Source organism: Helicobacter brantae (assembly GCF_003364205.1).
Taxonomy (GTDB): Bacteria; Campylobacterota; Campylobacteria; order Campylobacterales; family Helicobacteraceae; genus Helicobacter_G; species Helicobacter_G brantae.
Genome location: NZ_NXLV01000008.1, coordinates 30,550 through 46,010 on the forward strand (window position 1 = coordinate 30,550; position 15,461 = coordinate 46,010).

The following is a 15,461-nucleotide window of genomic DNA, read 5'->3' on the forward strand; positions in this document are numbered from 1 at the left end:
TTATGAAACATCGCCACGGACATATCAAGCGAAGTGGGTTTGCATTTTGGCTTTATCACTGGAGTGCAATCATTCGCTCAAACTTTAAGGGGTTGGTTTTTGTAGGAGCGATTGTTTTAATCTCAATGCTCCTTGCCAACAATAAAGAAGTGCATGACAGCACTCATCTTGCAGCTACTGCATTTGCTATCCTTATTGGTGCAGTGCTTTCTCCTGTGTTTTTCAAATATCAGCACCCACTTCAAGCAGGGGTGCATTTCAGTGCAAAAAAACTCTTAAGATTGGGGATTATCCTCTATGGGTTTAATGTTACTTTGACAGAACTTGCAGGGGTAGGGTTTTGGGGGATTGTCATCTCAAGTATTGTGATTGTGGTAGTTTTCCTTATCGCTCGATACATTGGGACAAGTGTTTTCAAACTTGACAAAGAAACAGCAATGCTTGTAGGGGCAGGGAGTGCGATTTGTGGAGCGGCAGCAGTTTTGGCTTTGGAATCAAGTTTAAAATCTGATTCTTTTAAAGGAATTGTCGCTGTGGGAACGGTAGTTGTCTTTGGATTGCTTTGTATGTTTGCCTACCCTATCGCCTATGCTTCAGGACTTATCCCCTATCTTGATGGTAACGGAATGGGAGTGTTTATGGGAGCAACATTGCATGAAGTGGCAAATGTCGCAGGTGCAGCAGAAATGGCAAAGGATATGGCAGGAGAAGCATTCTCTCAAAGTTCAGCCAATATCGCAATCATTGTCAAAATGCTAAGAGTGATTATGCTAGTGCCTTTTCTTCTAATCGTTACTCTTGTGTTTGCCAAAAATCAAGAAGCAGAGAGTCAAGTCGATGGAAAAAGTCGCAAAAAGATTCAAATCCCTTGGTTTGCTTTTATGTTTTTGGGCGTGATTGTGCTTAATACTTATATAGCTAAATTCTCTAGTGTGAGTATCATTGGGGATTTCACTTTTGCAAATCTCATCAATACTGGTAAATATCTCTGCACCGTGAGTATTGTCTTTGCAATGGCAGCACTTGGACTTCAAATCGATCTCAAAAAGTTCATTCAAGCAGGTGGAAAGGCATTTGGTTTAGCATTTTTGCTTTGTATTGTGCTAATCTTTGGAGGTTATTTCCTAACTTTAGCATTCAAAGGAGTTTTATGGTAGAGATTATCAACACCTCCAAATACAGAGAAGTGATTAAAAATGGCAATGTCCTAGTAGTCTTGGGTTCGACTTGGTGCAAAGATTGTGTCAAGATTGAGCCTTTCATCAAAGAGTTCAAAGAGAGCTATGCAGGGAGAGTGGAGATTTATAAAATCGATACAAGAAATGAAGAGGATTTAAGCTCAGAGCTTAATATCCGAGCTATCCCTACACTCATCTTCTATCGTGATGGAGTAGAAGTCGGCACTCGCCTTGTAGAGCCTCAAAGCAAAGAGCTTATAGAAGAGGCAATCCAAACAAACTTCTCTCTCTAAAAGGGGATTTTCCCCTTTATATCTATCCTTATCTGATATTTTTTTGTTTTTTTCCTCACACTTTTGTTGATTTTATACAAATTTTATTTTCATTGATAAAAATACTCCTATCCAATCATCATAAGGAGTAAAAATGAAAAAAACAACACTACTTGCTTGTATGCTAGGTGCAATGCTTCAAGCTCAAGGATTTAATCCTGCTATGCAAGAGTATATCAACACACTCAAAGCTCAAGCAAAACAAGAAAATCCAAACTTTAAGGATTTCAGCTCAAGCGAGGGAGAGAAAATCTTCAAACTCAAAAATCAAGGTAAAAATGGCGAGATGATTTCTTGTCAGAGTTGTCATGGAGTGGATTTGAAACAAGGCCATACTAATGCTTTCACAGGCAAAGCTATCCCTGCTCTTGCCCCAAGTGCCAACCCCACTAGACTAACTGAAGTCAAAGAGGTAAAAAAATGGCTGAAGAGAAACTTCAAAGATGTGTTTTTGCGTGAGGGAAGTGCCCAAGAAAAAGGTGATGTCCTCTACTATCTCATCAAACAATAAGGAGAAAATATGAAAAATTTTATTGCTTTCAGTCTCATTTTTACCACCTCTTTGCTCTGTGCTAAGGGGTTTGGAGATAAAAACTTTGCCCCAGCAAATGATCCCCTCTATCAGAAAGAGTGTGCAAGTTGTCATTTTGCCTATCAACCTGCACTCCTGCCAAAAGCTTCTTGGCAAGAGATGATGAAAACTCTAGAAAATCATTATGGGGTTGATGCAAGTATTGATGAGGAAGATTCCCAAAAAATCACTGAATATCTCAGTGCTAATTCTATGGAATCCTCAAACTCAAGACGAGCCAAAAAAGCTCAACGCTCCATTAATCCCAATGTCATCTACACTCAAATCCAGCAAATCCCCTATTTTGAGAAAAAACATCGCAAAATCCCTCAAAATCTCATCAATCAAAAAGAAGTCAAATCTCTCTCAAGATGTGCTTCTTGTCACAAAGAGGCTGATAGAGGGATTTATGATGATAAAAATGTAATCATTCCAAACTATGGACGCTGGGATGACTAAAAGCTATATCTACCCCATTGCCAATCGCCTCACACACGGGGCGATGATACTCTCTTTGCCTTTGTGCTATGTCCTTGGGGATTTCAATCAGCTCTTTTACTATCACGGCGTTTTGGGAATGGTATTTTTCTATGCTGTGGTGTTTAGAATCCTATGGGGAATGTTTGGAAGCAAACACTCAAGATTTAGTGATTTTCACTTCAAGGGGCTAAAGGAGTATTTGCTTTGTGTTTTTGGAGAGAAAAAGAGCTATATTGCTCATAATCCTGCCTCTAGTATTGCTATTGTTTTAATGCTAGTTTTGGGAGTGCTTACTTGTCTGAGTGGATTGGTGCTTTGGGGAGAGAAAGAGGGTGGAGGGATTTTCTCTTCACTTTATTTCTCCTATCATTCCCTCAACTCTTTTGCCAAACTCCACGAGCTTTTTGCTAACTCTTTGCTTATCGTGGTTGGTGTGCATATTTGTGGGGCTTTGATTGATAGAATCATTCACAAAAACGATTCCCTTCAAGCAATCATCGGTGGATATAAAACCACACCCACACAAGAGAGTATCACCCTAACCCCCACTCAAAAGCTCTTTTGTGCTTTCTATGGGGTATTTGCTCTCTTTCTCACTCTCTACACTCTCTATCCAAAAAACCTTTTGCTAGGCTTTACTACCCCCTCTCCACTCATCGCTCACACCTCTAGCCAAGCCCTCTATCAAAAAGAGTGTGGAAGCTGTCATATCGCCTATGCTCCCTATTTGCTCCCCAAAGAGGCGTGGGGAAAGATGATGAGTGATTTGGAAAATCACTTTGGAGATGATGCAAGTGTCGAATCTGACACTCAAAAAGAGCTTGCTCAATTTTTGGAAGATAATTCTCAAAGAGATACCTATATCGCTGATAGGCTCTCCAAAGAGAGGGGAGATTACCTTGCATTCTCTCAAACTCAACTCTTTGCTAAGATTCACAAAAAAATCCCTCAAAAGGTGTTTAAAAGCAAAGAAATCAAAAGCAGGGCAAACTGCCAATCCTGCCACAAAGATGCTGAGAGGGGGTATTTTCAAAAATCAAGGATTGATTTCTCCAAACTCAATGCACTCAAGTCCTGAGTGCTAGGAGTTTCACACTTTGCCCTTAATCTATAAATACAAAGAAATCTTGATTTTTCTCTCTCCAAGTGTTAAAATCTAAAATTTGATTTTGTCTAAGGATTTGAGAATGAAAAGAATTATTTTGATTTTGGCTTTGGTATTTGGAAGCATTTGGGGGTGAGGAGTCAAGCGATTCTCAATGGAAAAGTTATTTTGGGGTTGAAGGGGGAGTGGGTGCTATGAGTTTTTGCCCAGCCTTTTTGGTTTCGTTCAATGGTTCTATAATTAGATTTAACCATTCAACATTCGATTGGGCGTATGGGGGAAGTGTTTTAGGAGGGTGGCAAAAATATACAAGTGATAAGGTTGGAATGCGACATACTCTTGGTTTTAGGATTTTTGTTGATCCCAATACTCAGGCTCTCACAAAAGATGAAAACAAAGGAAAAACAACAGCTGAATTCTCTCTATATTATGCCCTTGATGGAATGTTTGATTTTGTAAAAAATGGAGATAATCATTTTGGAATGATTCTAGGAGTTGGGACAGATGTAATCAGTGCTAACTTTGGTGCAAATACAGGAGTCTCTTGGCTTTTAGAACTCACGCCACGAATTGGTTTTTATACTTTGTTTGGAAGACACGGTGTTGATATTATAGCTTCTGTTCCAATCCTTGGAATGGGGGCAATGGTTGATGTTTCACTCAATAGCACCGTAACTCTAGGCTATAAATATTTCTTCTAAGTCCCTATGCTCTCACTTCCTAGATTTTTCTCTTCTCTTCTTGTGGGAGCTTCTCTAGGGGTAGCCTCTTGTTTTCCTATTAGCACCATTGAGTTTAGGTTTTTGAGTTTATTAGCAAAAGAGAATGTATAATTCCTACTTAATCCACTCTCCCAAGAGATTGGAATCTGGCTGGAGTGATTTATCACAAAGGTTGCCCCGTCCTATGAGCGGGGGTATTACTTTACAATATACTTCTTATAATTTTCCTTAATTACCTTAAGCGTTTGATAATCCACTGATGAAAAATAATCTGACTTTCTTTTGACATCAAAAACTCGAGTTTGCCCTAGCAATGCTACTTGAGTATTTTGCTTAGAATCCTTAAACTTAAAAAACATAAATCCTGATTTATTTTTGGTTTGAGAAGAAAGAGGCACACCTAGAAATGTCCCATTAGGCAAGACATTTAGCACTAGCACAGGGCGAACAAATTTACTCCCTTTGCCATAAACCTCTCTTCCCACATTGACTCCTACATTGCACCAATAAATCTTTCCAATGCTGACTTGTTTTTCTTTTGTCTCTTTATCCACTTCTTTTTTGACTTCATTCCACTCATCAAATCTTTGCTCTTGCATTTTTTGCTCCTATGGTTTAGATTTTATCTCAAACTCTTTTTTGGAGTGTTTATTTTTGTCTTTCTTGCCAGAAAAGATAAGAGGTTTTTAAATGATATGAGAATTTGGATTGGATTTGGGGAAAAAGGGATTAGAAATCCCTTTTGATTAGAGATTCGGTTTTGAGGATTGTGATGAGCTTTTCTTTTTGCTTCCCTACTCCATAGATAAGATAATCATCTCTATTTTCTTGAGCGATTGCATAATCAATCTCCTCTTCTTTGAGGTGGAAAGCTTCAGTGAGTTTGTCAATCACAAACCCAATCACTTGCTCTTGATAATTCATCACCAAAAATCTTGTATCATCATCAAAAGGCTGTTGAGCCAATCCAAACTTTTGTCTTAAATCAATCAAGGGTAAAATATTTCCTCTAAGATTAAACACACCTAGCACATAAGGGGGAGTGCGTGGAATCCTTGTGTATTCCATAGGTTTGACAATCTCTCGCACATTGAGGATTGGCACTGCAAATTCCTCATCTCCTACGATAAACCCAATGACTTGGAGTGTCTTCTCTAATGGCTCTGGCTCATCAACTCTTAGGCTTTGTTGTTGAAATATTTCTTGCAATTTTTCTTTATTCATAGTCGTCATCCTTTTGTGTATCTTCAAGCTTTAGACTGCGTTTGATGATTTTGATAAGATATTCTTTGGAATAAGGTTTAGAGATATACTCTGTCATTCCTGCCTCAACTCCTCGGATACGATCGTTTTTGCTATTCATACTTGTGATTGCAATCAAAGGAAGATTTCTAAATTTGCTAATCTTTCTAATCTCACTTGCTAGAGTGTATCCATCCATTTTTGGCATCTCAATATCAATCAAGACTGCATCAACCTTGCAATCATTTTTCTTAAGGATTTCTAGTGCCTCTACACCATTTTGAGCTTCAAGGGTTTGCACTCCAAACTCTTGAAGATAGTTTTGTGCGATAGCTCGATAGGTGGAGCTATCATCGGTGATGAGGATTGTGAAATCTTTGGGGCTTCGATTAGCTTTCTCAATCTGCTTTTCTTCAATGATTTTATTGAGATTGACTTTGATATTTTTCCCCATTTCCATTATCGCTACCACATCGACAATCAAAGTAATCTTTCCATCACCTCTTACAGTCGCCCCTGCGATTCCTTGAATGTTTTTGAGGTATTCACCCAAAGACTTGATAACTACCTCTTCTTGTCCGATAAGACAATCCACAATCATTCCGATTTTTTGCTCTGCAAGTCCGATGATAACCACATAGATTTCTTTTGCACTTCCAAAGTCGTTTTTGACTTCAAAAATACTAGACATATGCACCAAAGGAAGCACTTCATCTCTAAGTCTTAACACGCTCTTTCCATCAACGGTGTAAATCTCTTCTTGAGAGATTCGCACGGTTTCAAGGACTGAGGAGAGTGGAATAGCATAAAACTCTTCTTGCACTCCTACAATCAATGCTTGGATAATTGCAAGTGTGAGAGGGATTTTGAGCTTAAGCGTTGTGCCAAGTCCAAGCTGGGATTCGATATCAATGATTCCATTGAGTTTTTCAATATTTGTTTTTACCACATCCATTCCCACGCCACGCCCTGAGATATTGGTAATAGCAGCTGCTGTTGAAAATCCTGCTTTAAAAATCAAAGAGAAAGCCTCTTTATCGCTCATTGTCGCTGCATCTCTATCTGTGATAAGCCCTTTTTCCAATGCTTTTGCTTTGATTGCTTCAGGATCAAGTCCCTTACCATCATCTTGGATTTCAATTACAATATGATTGCCCTCATTGTAGGCTTTAAGCACGATTTTTCCGACTTCACTCTTGCCTTTTTCCAATCGCACTTCAGGGCTTTCAATCCCGTGATCACAAGAGTTTCGGATAATATGCACCAAAGGATCGCCAATCTCTTCAATGATTGACTTATCAAGCTCGGTTTCCTCTCCACTCATAATCAGCTCAATATTTTTGCCAAGCTCTCTAGCCAAATCTCGCACCATTCGTGGGAATTTGTTGAAAACTTTCACGATTGGAAGCATTCTTGTTTTCATTACTGCAAGTTGCAAATCAGTAGTAACTGTGGAGATAGAGCTAACGATTTGGTTTAGCTCTTCACTCAAAGTATTGCTATTGTATTTATCACTAATATCTCCGTGGATTCTTAGAAGTCGATTCTTTCCAAGCACTAGCTCTCCGATAAGATTCATCAAGTGATCCAAACGCTTGACATCTACACGTACGGTTTGCTCAATAGAGGTTGTAGGCACTCGCTCCTCTTTTGCACCCTCGGGCTTTTTGGGAGCTTCAGGCTTTTTAATCACTTCTTTGATAGCTTCAGGTTTTTTCTCTCCCTCCTGTGAAGCTTGAGGATTGGCTTGAGCTTGTTTCTTGGCTTGTCGCTTTTGGCGATCTTGCTCTTGTCGCTCTGTAAGCAATCGCTCAATCTCAGCCTCTACTTCTTCAGCTGAGAGGTGTGAGTAATCTTCATTGCTCTCTTCTTGCTTGCTCTCTTCTTTGGGTTGCTCTACTGAAATGTTTGCCACAGACTCGCCATTGCTTACAGCTTCAAGTTTTTTGACACTTCTATCAATGTCAATTCCTTGATCATCACTTCCTGTGTCTTTGATTGCCTCTAGTAGGGCTTTCATCAAATCCACAGATTCCAAAATCACATCCATTACCTCATGCGTGATTTCCAAATCTCCTTTTCTAGCCTTATTTAGCACATCTTCCATATTGTGCGTAAGGCGTGTAAGCACATCAAAGCCCAAAAACGAGCTTGAACCTTTGATTGTATGGGCGACTCTAAAGATACGATTGAGAAGCTCCAAATCCTTAGGGTTATTCTCCAATTCGATAAGATCTTGATCAAGCTGATCAATCATCTCAAAAGACTCAACCAAAAAGTCTTCTATTATCTCTTGCATTTCATCCATCTATTACTTCCTAAAGAAAATTTTTCAAAATTATAAGTTATTTTAGAATTTTTGTTAAGCTAATTCCTTGCAATGTGAAATAAAATGCAGGAAGTGCCACATAATCAATCCCCTTGATTTGAATCCTTTTGCCTATATGGAAATGCCCTTCAATAATTCCATCAAAATCATAACCTTTTTTGAGTGCATATTTTTTATAAGAAGCGATTCTTTTGGCAGAAAATTCAAAAAAATGAAAATCTCTTTTTTTGATAGGCTTATGATAAAGCTTTTCTTCTACTTCTTCATAAATCTCTCCACTACTCAAAAAATCAACAAGCCAAAACCAAAAGGTAGAATGCCTCATTAGATTGATATATGCACTATATCGCCAAGAGAGGAATAAATCTCCATGAGCCAAAAGATAGATTTTCCCCTCAAATTCAGCTCTTATAGGCTGAAGTGTGCGAGGAATGAAAGTGGCATTATCAAGGATTTTTGCAATATTTTTGAGTGCAAAATCGTGATTCCCCTCTAGCCAAAAAATCTGAGTGTCTTTTAGCTCTTTGAGGGCTTGGAGCAAGGGCATATTAGCTTGGATTGAGCTTTTGAGATTGCCTACTAGCACTTGAGTGACATCCCCCATAAGCACAATTTGACTGGGTGGATTATCTTTGAGGGCTTGAAGATATCCTACCAATGCTGTGGCATTGTGTGGGTTGTAGTGAGAATCAGCGATAAAAAGTGCATCACTATTGAGTTTAAGGCACATAGGCAACCTTTGGTATCCCACAATCTTGGGGGAGTGAATACATTATATTTGCATTACACACTGCTTGAGAGCTTGCACCTCTAAGGAGATTGTCAATCGCACTGCTGATAAATAAATCCTCTCCTCTCCTTTTGGCAAAAATATCACAAAAATTTGTCCCCACGACATTTTTGACTTCACTAGGAGAACTAAGCACTCGCACAAATGGACTATGAGAGTAGGCTTGTTTTAGCACCTCACTCTCATCAAACTCTCCTTTTACTCTTGCATACACACTTACTAGCATTCCTCTTGTAAAAGGGCAGAGATGAGGGATAAAATTCACTTGCAATTCCCTCCCTCCAAAAGCCTTGACTTTCTCTTCTATCTCGATTTGATGACGATGATTTAAGGGAGAATAGGCAAACATATTTTCATTGATTTTGCAGTAGTGAGTATTGTCTGTGAGTTTTTTCCCTGCTCCACTTACACCACTTTTTGCATCGACAAACACGCTCCCCTCAATATATCTCACAAAAGGCAAGAGAGCCAAAAGTGTAGCTGTGGGATAGCAACCAGGATTTGCTAGGAGTGAGGTTTGAGCGATTTTCTCACTTTGAAATTCAGGCAATCCATACACTGCATTTAAAAGATTGTCTTTATCACTATGAGGGCAATAATTTGCCTCATAATTTTCTAACTCCAAGCGATAATCAGCAGAGAGATCGATGACTTTTAACCCTTTTGAGAGAAGTTGCTTTGCAAACTCCATTGCACTTTTGTGAGGCAGTGCCAAAAATACTAGCTCGCACTCTTTAGCAATCTCCTCAATCTCACTTGTCCTCACTTGCATATCCACTATCCCTTGAAGTGCAGGATATAGCTCACTTGCTCTCACTCCTCCAGTGCTATTGCCAAGATAAGAGAGGGAAAAGTAGGGGTGAGAGAGCAAGATCTTGATTAGCTCTAGGGCTGTATAGCCCCCTACTCCGATGATTCCCACAGGGATTTTTCTCATTTTTTATCCTTAAAAAATGCAAAATATCCATTTGCAAGATTTTTTTGCTCTGCCCTTGAAGTGAGCAAATCCCCTTCTTTGCTATCTTTTCTTATCGTGCTTCCTGCACCAATGAGAGTATGATCAGCGATTGTGATAGGGGCGATGAGTTGAGTATCAGAGCCTACAAAGACATTTTTTCCTATTTTTGTCTTATGCTTACTTTTGCCATCATAATTGCAAGTAATCACCCCTGCTCCAATATTGCTTCCCTCATCAATCTCACTATCTCCCAGATAGCTTAAATGCCCAGCTTTGATAGAGTGAAGGGTGGAGTTTTTGACTTCTACAAAGTTTCCTATATGAGAGTTTTCTATAAAAGAATTGGGGCGAATGTGTGCCATAGGACCAATATCACTAGAGATGATTTGAGAATCTCTAACTACGCTATGGGCTTTGATATGAGTGTCTTTAATGAGTGTATTTCCAAAGAGTTGCACTCCTTGCTCTATCTCACACTCTCCCTCAAATCTCACACCCTTTTCTATATAGATACTTTGAGGCAAGTGCATTATCACTCCCTCCCTCATCGCTCTCTCTCTCAAGCGATTTAGCATTATCTCCTCTGCTTGGCTAAGTTGAGCTTTGTCATTGATTCCACCAAACTCTTCCTCATCTACAAGCACACTCTCCACTTCAATCCCATCACTTGCTGAGAGCTTGATAATATCTGTAAGATAATATTCATTTTGGGCGTTGTGATTGTCAAGAAGGGGCAAAAACTTGCAAAGCACCTCTTTATCAAAGACATAAACTCCTGAATTGATTGTGCAAATCTTTTTGACTTCTTCACACGCATCTTTTTCTTCAATGATTGCCTTAACCCTGCCTTGCTCTATCACAACTCGCCCATACCCAAAAGGTTTTTTGCTCTCAATCACACCTAGCACGACAGGAGAGGAGAGAGAGATGAGTTTTTGCAAAGAATGGGAAGTAATCAAAGGCATATCGCCATTGAGGATTAGCACTCTTTTGTGTGCTGTATCTATCATTTCTCCATTTTGCATCAATGCTCCCCCCGTCCCTGCAAAATTCTCAAAATCTTGGATATGGAAATGCACCCTATCTTTAAATCTACTCTCACACGCCTCTCTTACTCTTTGGGCTTGATGATAGAGAATGATATGGATATCATCACTTAACTGCATTGCAACCTCAATGCTATAAAAAAGCAATTCTTCTCCACAAATTTTATGCAAAACTTTAGGTGTGCTTGATTTCATTCTTGTGCCACTTCCTGCTGCAAGAATGATGATAGATAAACTCATTTCAATCCTTATAATTTTCAGATAAAAAAGCAAGATTCTATCATAAGTGTATCTTTTGATATAGAAAACATAGGGGAAAATAAGGATATATGTGTATAATGTAGAGCAATACAAAGATAACAATCTGTTAAGAATAGGGTAATGAGATGATAAAAAAGTTTTTTTTCTTACTTTTTTTTAGTGCCATAACGCTTTTATCTGCTCCACAGATTCCTACGGTTAATCTCTCTTTTGGAGCACCCAATGAGCCCACAGAGCTAGTCAATACACTCAATATCGTGATTGTAATGACTTTGCTTGTCCTTGCACCATCTCTTGTGCTTGTGATGACAAGTTTTACAAGAATTGTGGTGGTGTTTGCATTTTTGCGAACTGCTCTTGGAACTCAGCAAAGCCCTCCCACGCAAGTGATTGTCAGCCTTTCATTGATTTTGACTTTTTTTATTATGGAGCCCACAGCAAAAAAAGCATATGATGAGGGAATCAAACCTTATATAGATAAACAAATCTCTTATGATGTGGCGTTTGAGAGAGGACTTAAGCCTTTTAAAGAATTTATGCTTAATAATACAAGAGAGAAAGATTTGGCACTTTTTTATCGTATCCGCAATCTCCCCAATCCTGAAAGTGTCGATGATGTGCCAATCACCACACTCATTCCTGCTTTTATCATCAGTGAGCTAAAAACTGCATTTCAGATTGGCTTTTTGCTCTATCTACCCTTTTTGGTGATTGATATGATTGTTAGCTCAATCTTAATGGCAATGGGTATGATGATGTTGCCACCTGTAATGATTTCGCTTCCATTCAAGCTTCTTATTTTTGTGCTTGTTGATGGATTCAATCTCTTAGTAGGCAATATAGTCAATGGCTTTAAATAACTTAAAAGGAGGACAAGATATGGCATATTAACCCAAACAAAACATTCAAAAATACAAACATAAAGGAGAAAATATGAAGACAAAACGCTTTAGCTTTCTTGATTCGCTAGAGAAAATGGGGAATCTTTTGCCTCATCCTGCAATACTTTTCGTGCTTTTAATCGCGATCTTAATGATTGCCTCAGCCATTGCAAGTCATTATGGACTAAGCATTGATGATCCTAGAAAAGAAGGGGCAAAAATTGCAATTGTAAGCTTATTGAGTATGAAAGAATTTGTGCGTTTTGCCACACATACTGTAAGTAATTTCACAACCTTTCCACCTCTTGGAACCGTGCTTATTGCAATGCTTGGTGTAGGAATAGCAGAAGCCACAGGTTTTCTCTCTACTGCCATTCGTGCTTTGGTGCTTAACTCCCCTAAAAAACTCATCACTCTCATTGTGGTGTTTGCAGGGATTATGTCAAACCTAGCTTCTGATGTGGGATATGTCGTGCTTGTGCCACTTGCAGCAATGATTTTCCACTCTCTTGGACGCCACCCTCTTGCAGGGATTGCAGCAGCATTTGCAGGAGTAAGTGGAGGATTTAGTGCAAATCTCTTGATTGGGACACTTGATCCGATTATGTCAGGGATTACACAAGAGGCTTCAAGACTGATTGACCCTAACTATGTTGTGGGAGTGGAAGCCAATTGGTATTTTATGTTTGTTAGCACCTTTTTGATTGCTTTCTTGGGTTATTTTGTAACAGAGAAAATCGTAGAGCCAAGATTGGGAAAATATCAAGGTGCCACAGATGATGCAGGAAAAATCAAAGAGCTCACTCCATTAGAGAAAAAATCCTTGCTTCTAGCCTTTTTGGGCTTGGGAGTGTATCTAGCTTTGGTTGCATTGTGTATCTTGCCTCAAGATAGCCTCTTTAGAAATGCCAAAACAGGCTCACTTATTGGTTCTCCATTCTTTAAGGGGATTATTTTCTTTGTATTCTTTTTCTTTGCAATCCCTGGAACAATCTATGGACTATCAATTAAGAGTATTAAAACAAGCACCAATGTGGTAGAAGCAATGGCAGGGGGAATGAAAACAATGGCGATGTATCTTGTCATCATTTTCTTTGCAGCTCAATTTATCAAACTTTTTGAGTGGAGCAATTTTGGACCCTACCTTGCAATTCAAGGAGCAAATCTGCTCAAAAGTGCTGATCTTAATCCTGCTTTGCTTTTGATTTGTTTTGTGCTTATTAGTGCCACAATCAACTTGATGATTTCTTCAGCTTCAGCCCAATGGGCTTTGATTGCCCCTATCTTTGTGCCAATGCTAATGCTTTTGGGATATGCTCCTGAAGTCATTCAAGCCGCTTATCGTATCGGAGATTCTACAACCAATCTCATTACCCCTCTAATGGCTTATCTCCCTGTGATTTTAGCAGTGGCGATTCGCTATCAAAAAGACACCAAAATGGGGACAATGATTTCAATGATGTTCCCCTACACCGTGGTATTCCTCATCGGTTGGTGTGCCTTGCTTTATGTATGGGTATTTGTGCTTAATCTCCCTGTGGGACCAGGTTCTGCACTTGAGTATGTGGTGAAATCTTGATTTGCCCCTATTTTAATCAATGTGGAGGGTGTAGCCTCCCATTGAGCTATCAAGCCCAACTCCAAGAAAAAGTAGAAAGAATCAACGCTTTAGGCTTTGTGCCTAGTGAGATTTACACTAGCCCTACAAGTGGCTTCCGCTCAAGAGGTGAGTTTAGAATCTATCGTGATGAGAGAGGATTGCATTATGCAATGAGTAGAGAAAACAAGCCCTTACCTATCACTTCTTGTCCCATTTTGCTTCCTCATCTCCAAGAGGTTTTAAACTCGCTTCTTCCCATCCTCAATCACTCCAAAATCCTCTCAAACAAACTCTTTAGCATTGAGGTTTTAGGCACACTCACTCGCCAAACTCTAGTAGTTTTACTCTATCATAGAGCTTTAGATGAAGAATGGGAGAGAGAAGCCAAAGAGATAGAGGAAAAGCTAGGAATCCACATCATCGGACGCTCTAGGGGAGAGAAAAGAGTGATTAGCACTGAATTTTTAAAAGATTCTCTCTCGCTAGAGCATCAAACCTATCATTTTGTGCGTTATGACAATGCCTTCTCTCAACCCAACCCTACCCTTAATCTCAAGATGCTAGAGTTTGCCCTCTCTTGTGTGAGAGAGAGTGAGAGAAGAGAAGATTTGCTAGAGCTTTATTGTGGAGGAGGAAACTTCACTATCCCCCTAAGCAAAGAGTTTGGCAAAGTCTTTGCCACAGAGATTGCCAAAAGCTCCATTAAAGCACTTCATCAAAATATCATAGACAATAAAATCACAAATATTTTTTATGCAAGGCTAAGTGGAGAGGAGAGCATAGAGGCTTTAAGAGGGGAGAGAGAGTTTTTTAGGCTAAGGGAAGTGGATTTAGGGGATTATCATTTCTCTCATATCTTTATCGATCCTCCAAGAAATGGAGTGGGTGAAAAAAAAATGCTAGAGTTTATCTCTAGTTTTGAGAATATCATCTATATCTCTTGCAATCCCCTCACACTCAAAGAGGATTTAAATATTTTGCTTAAAACTCACAAAATCAAGCGTTTTGCTCTCTTTGATCAATTCCCCTATACTCACCATATCGAGAGTGGTGTGTGGCTAGAGAAGATTTAACCCCTCTTTAATCTCTCGCCTCTTTGCTCTTCTTGCTCTTTATAGAGCATTGCACAGCCCTTAGCAAGTTCTCGGATTTTGAGAATATAATTTTGACGTTGGGCTACTGAAATGGCTTTGCGTGCATCTAAGACATTGAAAAAATGTGAAGAGAGCATTGTGTAGTCATAAGCTGGAAGTGGTAATCCTGCTTCAAGACATTTTCTAGCCTCATCTTGAGCGTGATCAAACATTGAGAATAAAGTCTTCACATCAGCAACTTCAAAATTGTATTTTGAAAACTCATATTCTCCTTGCAAATGCACATCAGAGTAATATACCACCTTATCTTCATTGGCATATTCTATATCAAAGACATTATCCACGCCTTGAATATACATCGCCAATCGCTCTACTCCATAGGTAATCTCCACTGCCACAGGATCACACACAATCCCCCCAACTTGTTGAAAATAAGTAAATTGTGTAACTTCCATTCCATCAAGCCACACTTCCCAGCCTAGCCCCCACGCTCCCAAAGTCGGCGATTCCCAATTATCCTCTACAAAGCGAATATCGTGTTTGCTTCTATCTATCCCCAAAACCTCTAAAGACTTCAAATAAGTTTCTTGGATACTCTCAGGTGAGGGTTTGATCAAAACTTGGAATTGATAATAAGTGCCTAATCTATTGGGATTTTCTCCATATCTACCATCTGTGGGGCGACGACTTGGAGCGACATAAGCCACACTCCAAGGGCGACTATCTAGGCTTCTAAGCAAAGTTGCGGGGTGGAAAGTTCCTGCACCTGCGGGAATATCATAAGGCTGAAGCACCAAACACCCCTGCTCTTTCCAAAAATTTTGCAATCTTAAGAGCATATCGCATAAACTAAGTTTTTTCATTTCTCTTCC

The 15,461-nt window shown here is 39.3% G+C and carries 17 protein-coding genes; 9 read left to right on the plus strand and 8 right to left on the minus strand.

Features of this window, described 5'->3' with window-relative positions:
* Positions 1-2 precede the first annotated feature (2 nt).
* From CQA58_RS05150 to CQA58_RS05175, 6 genes are all read left to right on the plus strand, one after another.
* On the plus strand, positions 3-1,157 hold the full coding sequence (locus CQA58_RS05150; RefSeq protein WP_115569655.1) for a YeiH family protein: 1,155 nt from the start codon (positions 3-5) through the stop codon (positions 1,155-1,157).
* Entirely contained in the window at positions 1,151-1,471 is a 321-nt protein-coding gene (locus CQA58_RS05155; protein WP_115569656.1) for a thioredoxin family protein, read from the plus strand. Before CQA58_RS05150 ends, CQA58_RS05155 begins: the two co-directional genes overlap by 7 nt.
* 133 nt (positions 1,472-1,604) lie before the next feature.
* On the plus strand, positions 1,605-2,021 hold the full coding sequence (locus CQA58_RS05160; RefSeq protein WP_245942776.1) for a DUF1924 domain-containing protein: 417 nt from the start codon (positions 1,605-1,607) through the stop codon (positions 2,019-2,021).
* 9 nt (positions 2,022-2,030) lie between these two features.
* A complete protein-coding gene (locus CQA58_RS05165; RefSeq protein ID WP_115569657.1) occupies positions 2,031-2,540 on the plus strand; it encodes a diheme cytochrome c in 510 nt (169 codons plus the stop codon).
* Positions 2,533-3,639, plus strand: a complete 1,107-nt coding sequence (locus tag CQA58_RS05170; RefSeq protein WP_170126750.1) for a cytochrome b/b6 domain-containing protein — start codon at positions 2,533-2,535, stop codon at positions 3,637-3,639. Before CQA58_RS05165 ends, CQA58_RS05170 begins: the two co-directional genes overlap by 8 nt.
* 221 nt (positions 3,640-3,860) lie before the next feature.
* The gene (locus tag CQA58_RS05175) at positions 3,861-4,367 is read left to right on the plus strand and encodes a hypothetical protein (RefSeq protein WP_147288609.1); all 507 of its coding nucleotides are present in this window, start codon (positions 3,861-3,863) and stop codon (positions 4,365-4,367) included.
* Here the strand turns inward: CQA58_RS05175 and CQA58_RS05180 are convergent.
* The 7 genes from CQA58_RS05180 to glmU form a co-directional block, all read right to left on the minus strand.
* Complete coding sequence (locus CQA58_RS05180; protein ID WP_115569660.1) at positions 4,364-4,555, minus strand: hypothetical protein; 192 nt, start codon at positions 4,553-4,555, stop codon at positions 4,364-4,366. The two genes, CQA58_RS05175 and CQA58_RS05180, sit on opposite strands and share 4 nt — an antisense overlap.
* Positions 4,556-4,585: 30 nt before the next feature.
* Positions 4,586-4,987 carry a type II toxin-antitoxin system PemK/MazF family toxin gene (locus tag CQA58_RS05185; protein WP_115569661.1) on the minus strand — a complete coding sequence of 134 codons (402 nt, stop codon included), beginning with the start codon at positions 4,985-4,987 and terminating at the stop codon, positions 4,586-4,588.
* 130 nt (positions 4,988-5,117) lie between these two features.
* Positions 5,118-5,612 carry a chemotaxis protein CheW gene (locus CQA58_RS05190; RefSeq protein WP_115569662.1) on the minus strand — a complete coding sequence of 165 codons (495 nt, stop codon included), beginning with the start codon at positions 5,610-5,612 and terminating at the stop codon, positions 5,118-5,120.
* Positions 5,605-7,938, minus strand: coding sequence for a hybrid sensor histidine kinase/response regulator (locus tag CQA58_RS05195; protein ID WP_115569663.1), 2,334 nt, complete (start codon positions 7,936-7,938; stop codon positions 5,605-5,607). Before CQA58_RS05195 ends, CQA58_RS05190 begins: the two co-directional genes overlap by 8 nt.
* Before the next feature lie 37 nt (positions 7,939-7,975).
* Positions 7,976-8,689 carry a metallophosphoesterase gene (locus CQA58_RS05200; protein WP_115569664.1) on the minus strand — a complete coding sequence of 238 codons (714 nt, stop codon included), beginning with the start codon at positions 8,687-8,689 and terminating at the stop codon, positions 7,976-7,978.
* Positions 8,679-9,686 carry an N-acetyl-gamma-glutamyl-phosphate reductase gene (gene argC, locus CQA58_RS05205; RefSeq protein ID WP_115569665.1) on the minus strand — a complete coding sequence of 336 codons (1,008 nt, stop codon included), beginning with the start codon at positions 9,684-9,686 and terminating at the stop codon, positions 8,679-8,681. Before argC ends, CQA58_RS05200 begins: the two co-directional genes overlap by 11 nt.
* Positions 9,683-10,993: a bifunctional UDP-N-acetylglucosamine diphosphorylase/glucosamine-1-phosphate N-acetyltransferase GlmU gene (gene glmU / locus CQA58_RS05210; protein ID WP_115569666.1), complete on the minus strand. Its 1,311-nt coding sequence runs from the start codon at positions 10,991-10,993 to the stop codon at positions 9,683-9,685. The genes argC and glmU overlap by 4 nt, the downstream gene beginning before the upstream one ends.
* A gap of 146 nt (positions 10,994-11,139) precedes the next feature.
* Between glmU and fliP the strand changes: the two genes are divergently transcribed.
* The 3 genes from fliP to trmA all read left to right on the plus strand — a co-directional run bounded on the left by fliP (position 11,140) and on the right by trmA (position 14,568).
* Complete coding sequence (gene fliP / locus CQA58_RS05215; RefSeq protein ID WP_115569667.1) at positions 11,140-11,874, plus strand: flagellar type III secretion system pore protein FliP; 735 nt, start codon at positions 11,140-11,142, stop codon at positions 11,872-11,874.
* Between the two features lie 73 nt (positions 11,875-11,947).
* Positions 11,948-13,474, plus strand: coding sequence for an AbgT family transporter (locus CQA58_RS05220; protein ID WP_115569668.1), 1,527 nt, complete (start codon positions 11,948-11,950; stop codon positions 13,472-13,474).
* A 41-nt stretch (positions 13,475-13,515) separates the two neighbouring features.
* Entirely contained in the window at positions 13,516-14,568 is a 1,053-nt protein-coding gene (gene trmA, locus CQA58_RS05225; protein ID WP_170126751.1) for a tRNA (uridine(54)-C5)-methyltransferase TrmA, read from the plus strand.
* Here the strand turns inward: trmA and glyQ are convergent.
* Entirely contained in the window at positions 14,565-15,452 is an 888-nt protein-coding gene (gene glyQ, locus CQA58_RS05230) for a glycine--tRNA ligase subunit alpha (protein WP_115569670.1), read from the minus strand. The genes trmA and glyQ overlap by 4 nt on opposite strands.
* Positions 15,453-15,461: the final 9 nt, after the last annotated feature.

Bases quoted from the DNA above. Each gene is read 5' to 3' on its own strand.
- glyQ (WP_115569670.1), bottom strand. From the start codon at position 15,452: ATGAAAAAACTTAGTTTATGCGATATGCTCTTAAGATTGCAAAATTTT.
- fliP (WP_115569667.1), top strand. From the start codon at position 11,140: ATGATAAAAAAGTTTTTTTTCTTACTTTTTTTTAGTGCCATAACGCTT.
- CQA58_RS05155 (WP_115569656.1), top strand. From the start codon at position 1,151: ATGGTAGAGATTATCAACACCTCCAAATACAGAGAAGTGATTAAAAAT.
- CQA58_RS05160 (WP_245942776.1), top strand. From the start codon at position 1,605: ATGAAAAAAACAACACTACTTGCTTGTATGCTAGGTGCAATGCTTCAA.
- argC (WP_115569665.1), bottom strand. From the start codon at position 9,686: ATGAGAAAAATCCCTGTGGGAATCATCGGAGTAGGGGGCTATACAGCC.
- CQA58_RS05150 (WP_115569655.1), top strand. From the start codon at position 3: ATGAAACATCGCCACGGACATATCAAGCGAAGTGGGTTTGCATTTTGG.
- CQA58_RS05220 (WP_115569668.1), top strand. From the start codon at position 11,948: ATGAAGACAAAACGCTTTAGCTTTCTTGATTCGCTAGAGAAAATGGGG.
- CQA58_RS05170 (WP_170126750.1), top strand. From the start codon at position 2,533: ATGACTAAAAGCTATATCTACCCCATTGCCAATCGCCTCACACACGGG.
- CQA58_RS05185 (WP_115569661.1), bottom strand. From the start codon at position 4,987: ATGCAAGAGCAAAGATTTGATGAGTGGAATGAAGTCAAAAAAGAAGTG.
- CQA58_RS05200 (WP_115569664.1), bottom strand. From the start codon at position 8,689: ATGTGCCTTAAACTCAATAGTGATGCACTTTTTATCGCTGATTCTCAC.
- CQA58_RS05190 (WP_115569662.1), bottom strand. From the start codon at position 5,612: ATGAATAAAGAAAAATTGCAAGAAATATTTCAACAACAAAGCCTAAGA.
- CQA58_RS05165 (WP_115569657.1), top strand. From the start codon at position 2,031: ATGAAAAATTTTATTGCTTTCAGTCTCATTTTTACCACCTCTTTGCTC.
- CQA58_RS05195 (WP_115569663.1), bottom strand. From the start codon at position 7,938: ATGGATGAAATGCAAGAGATAATAGAAGACTTTTTGGTTGAGTCTTTT.
- glmU (WP_115569666.1), bottom strand. From the start codon at position 10,993: ATGAGTTTATCTATCATCATTCTTGCAGCAGGAAGTGGCACAAGAATG.
- CQA58_RS05175 (WP_147288609.1), top strand. From the start codon at position 3,861: ATGAGTTTTTGCCCAGCCTTTTTGGTTTCGTTCAATGGTTCTATAATT.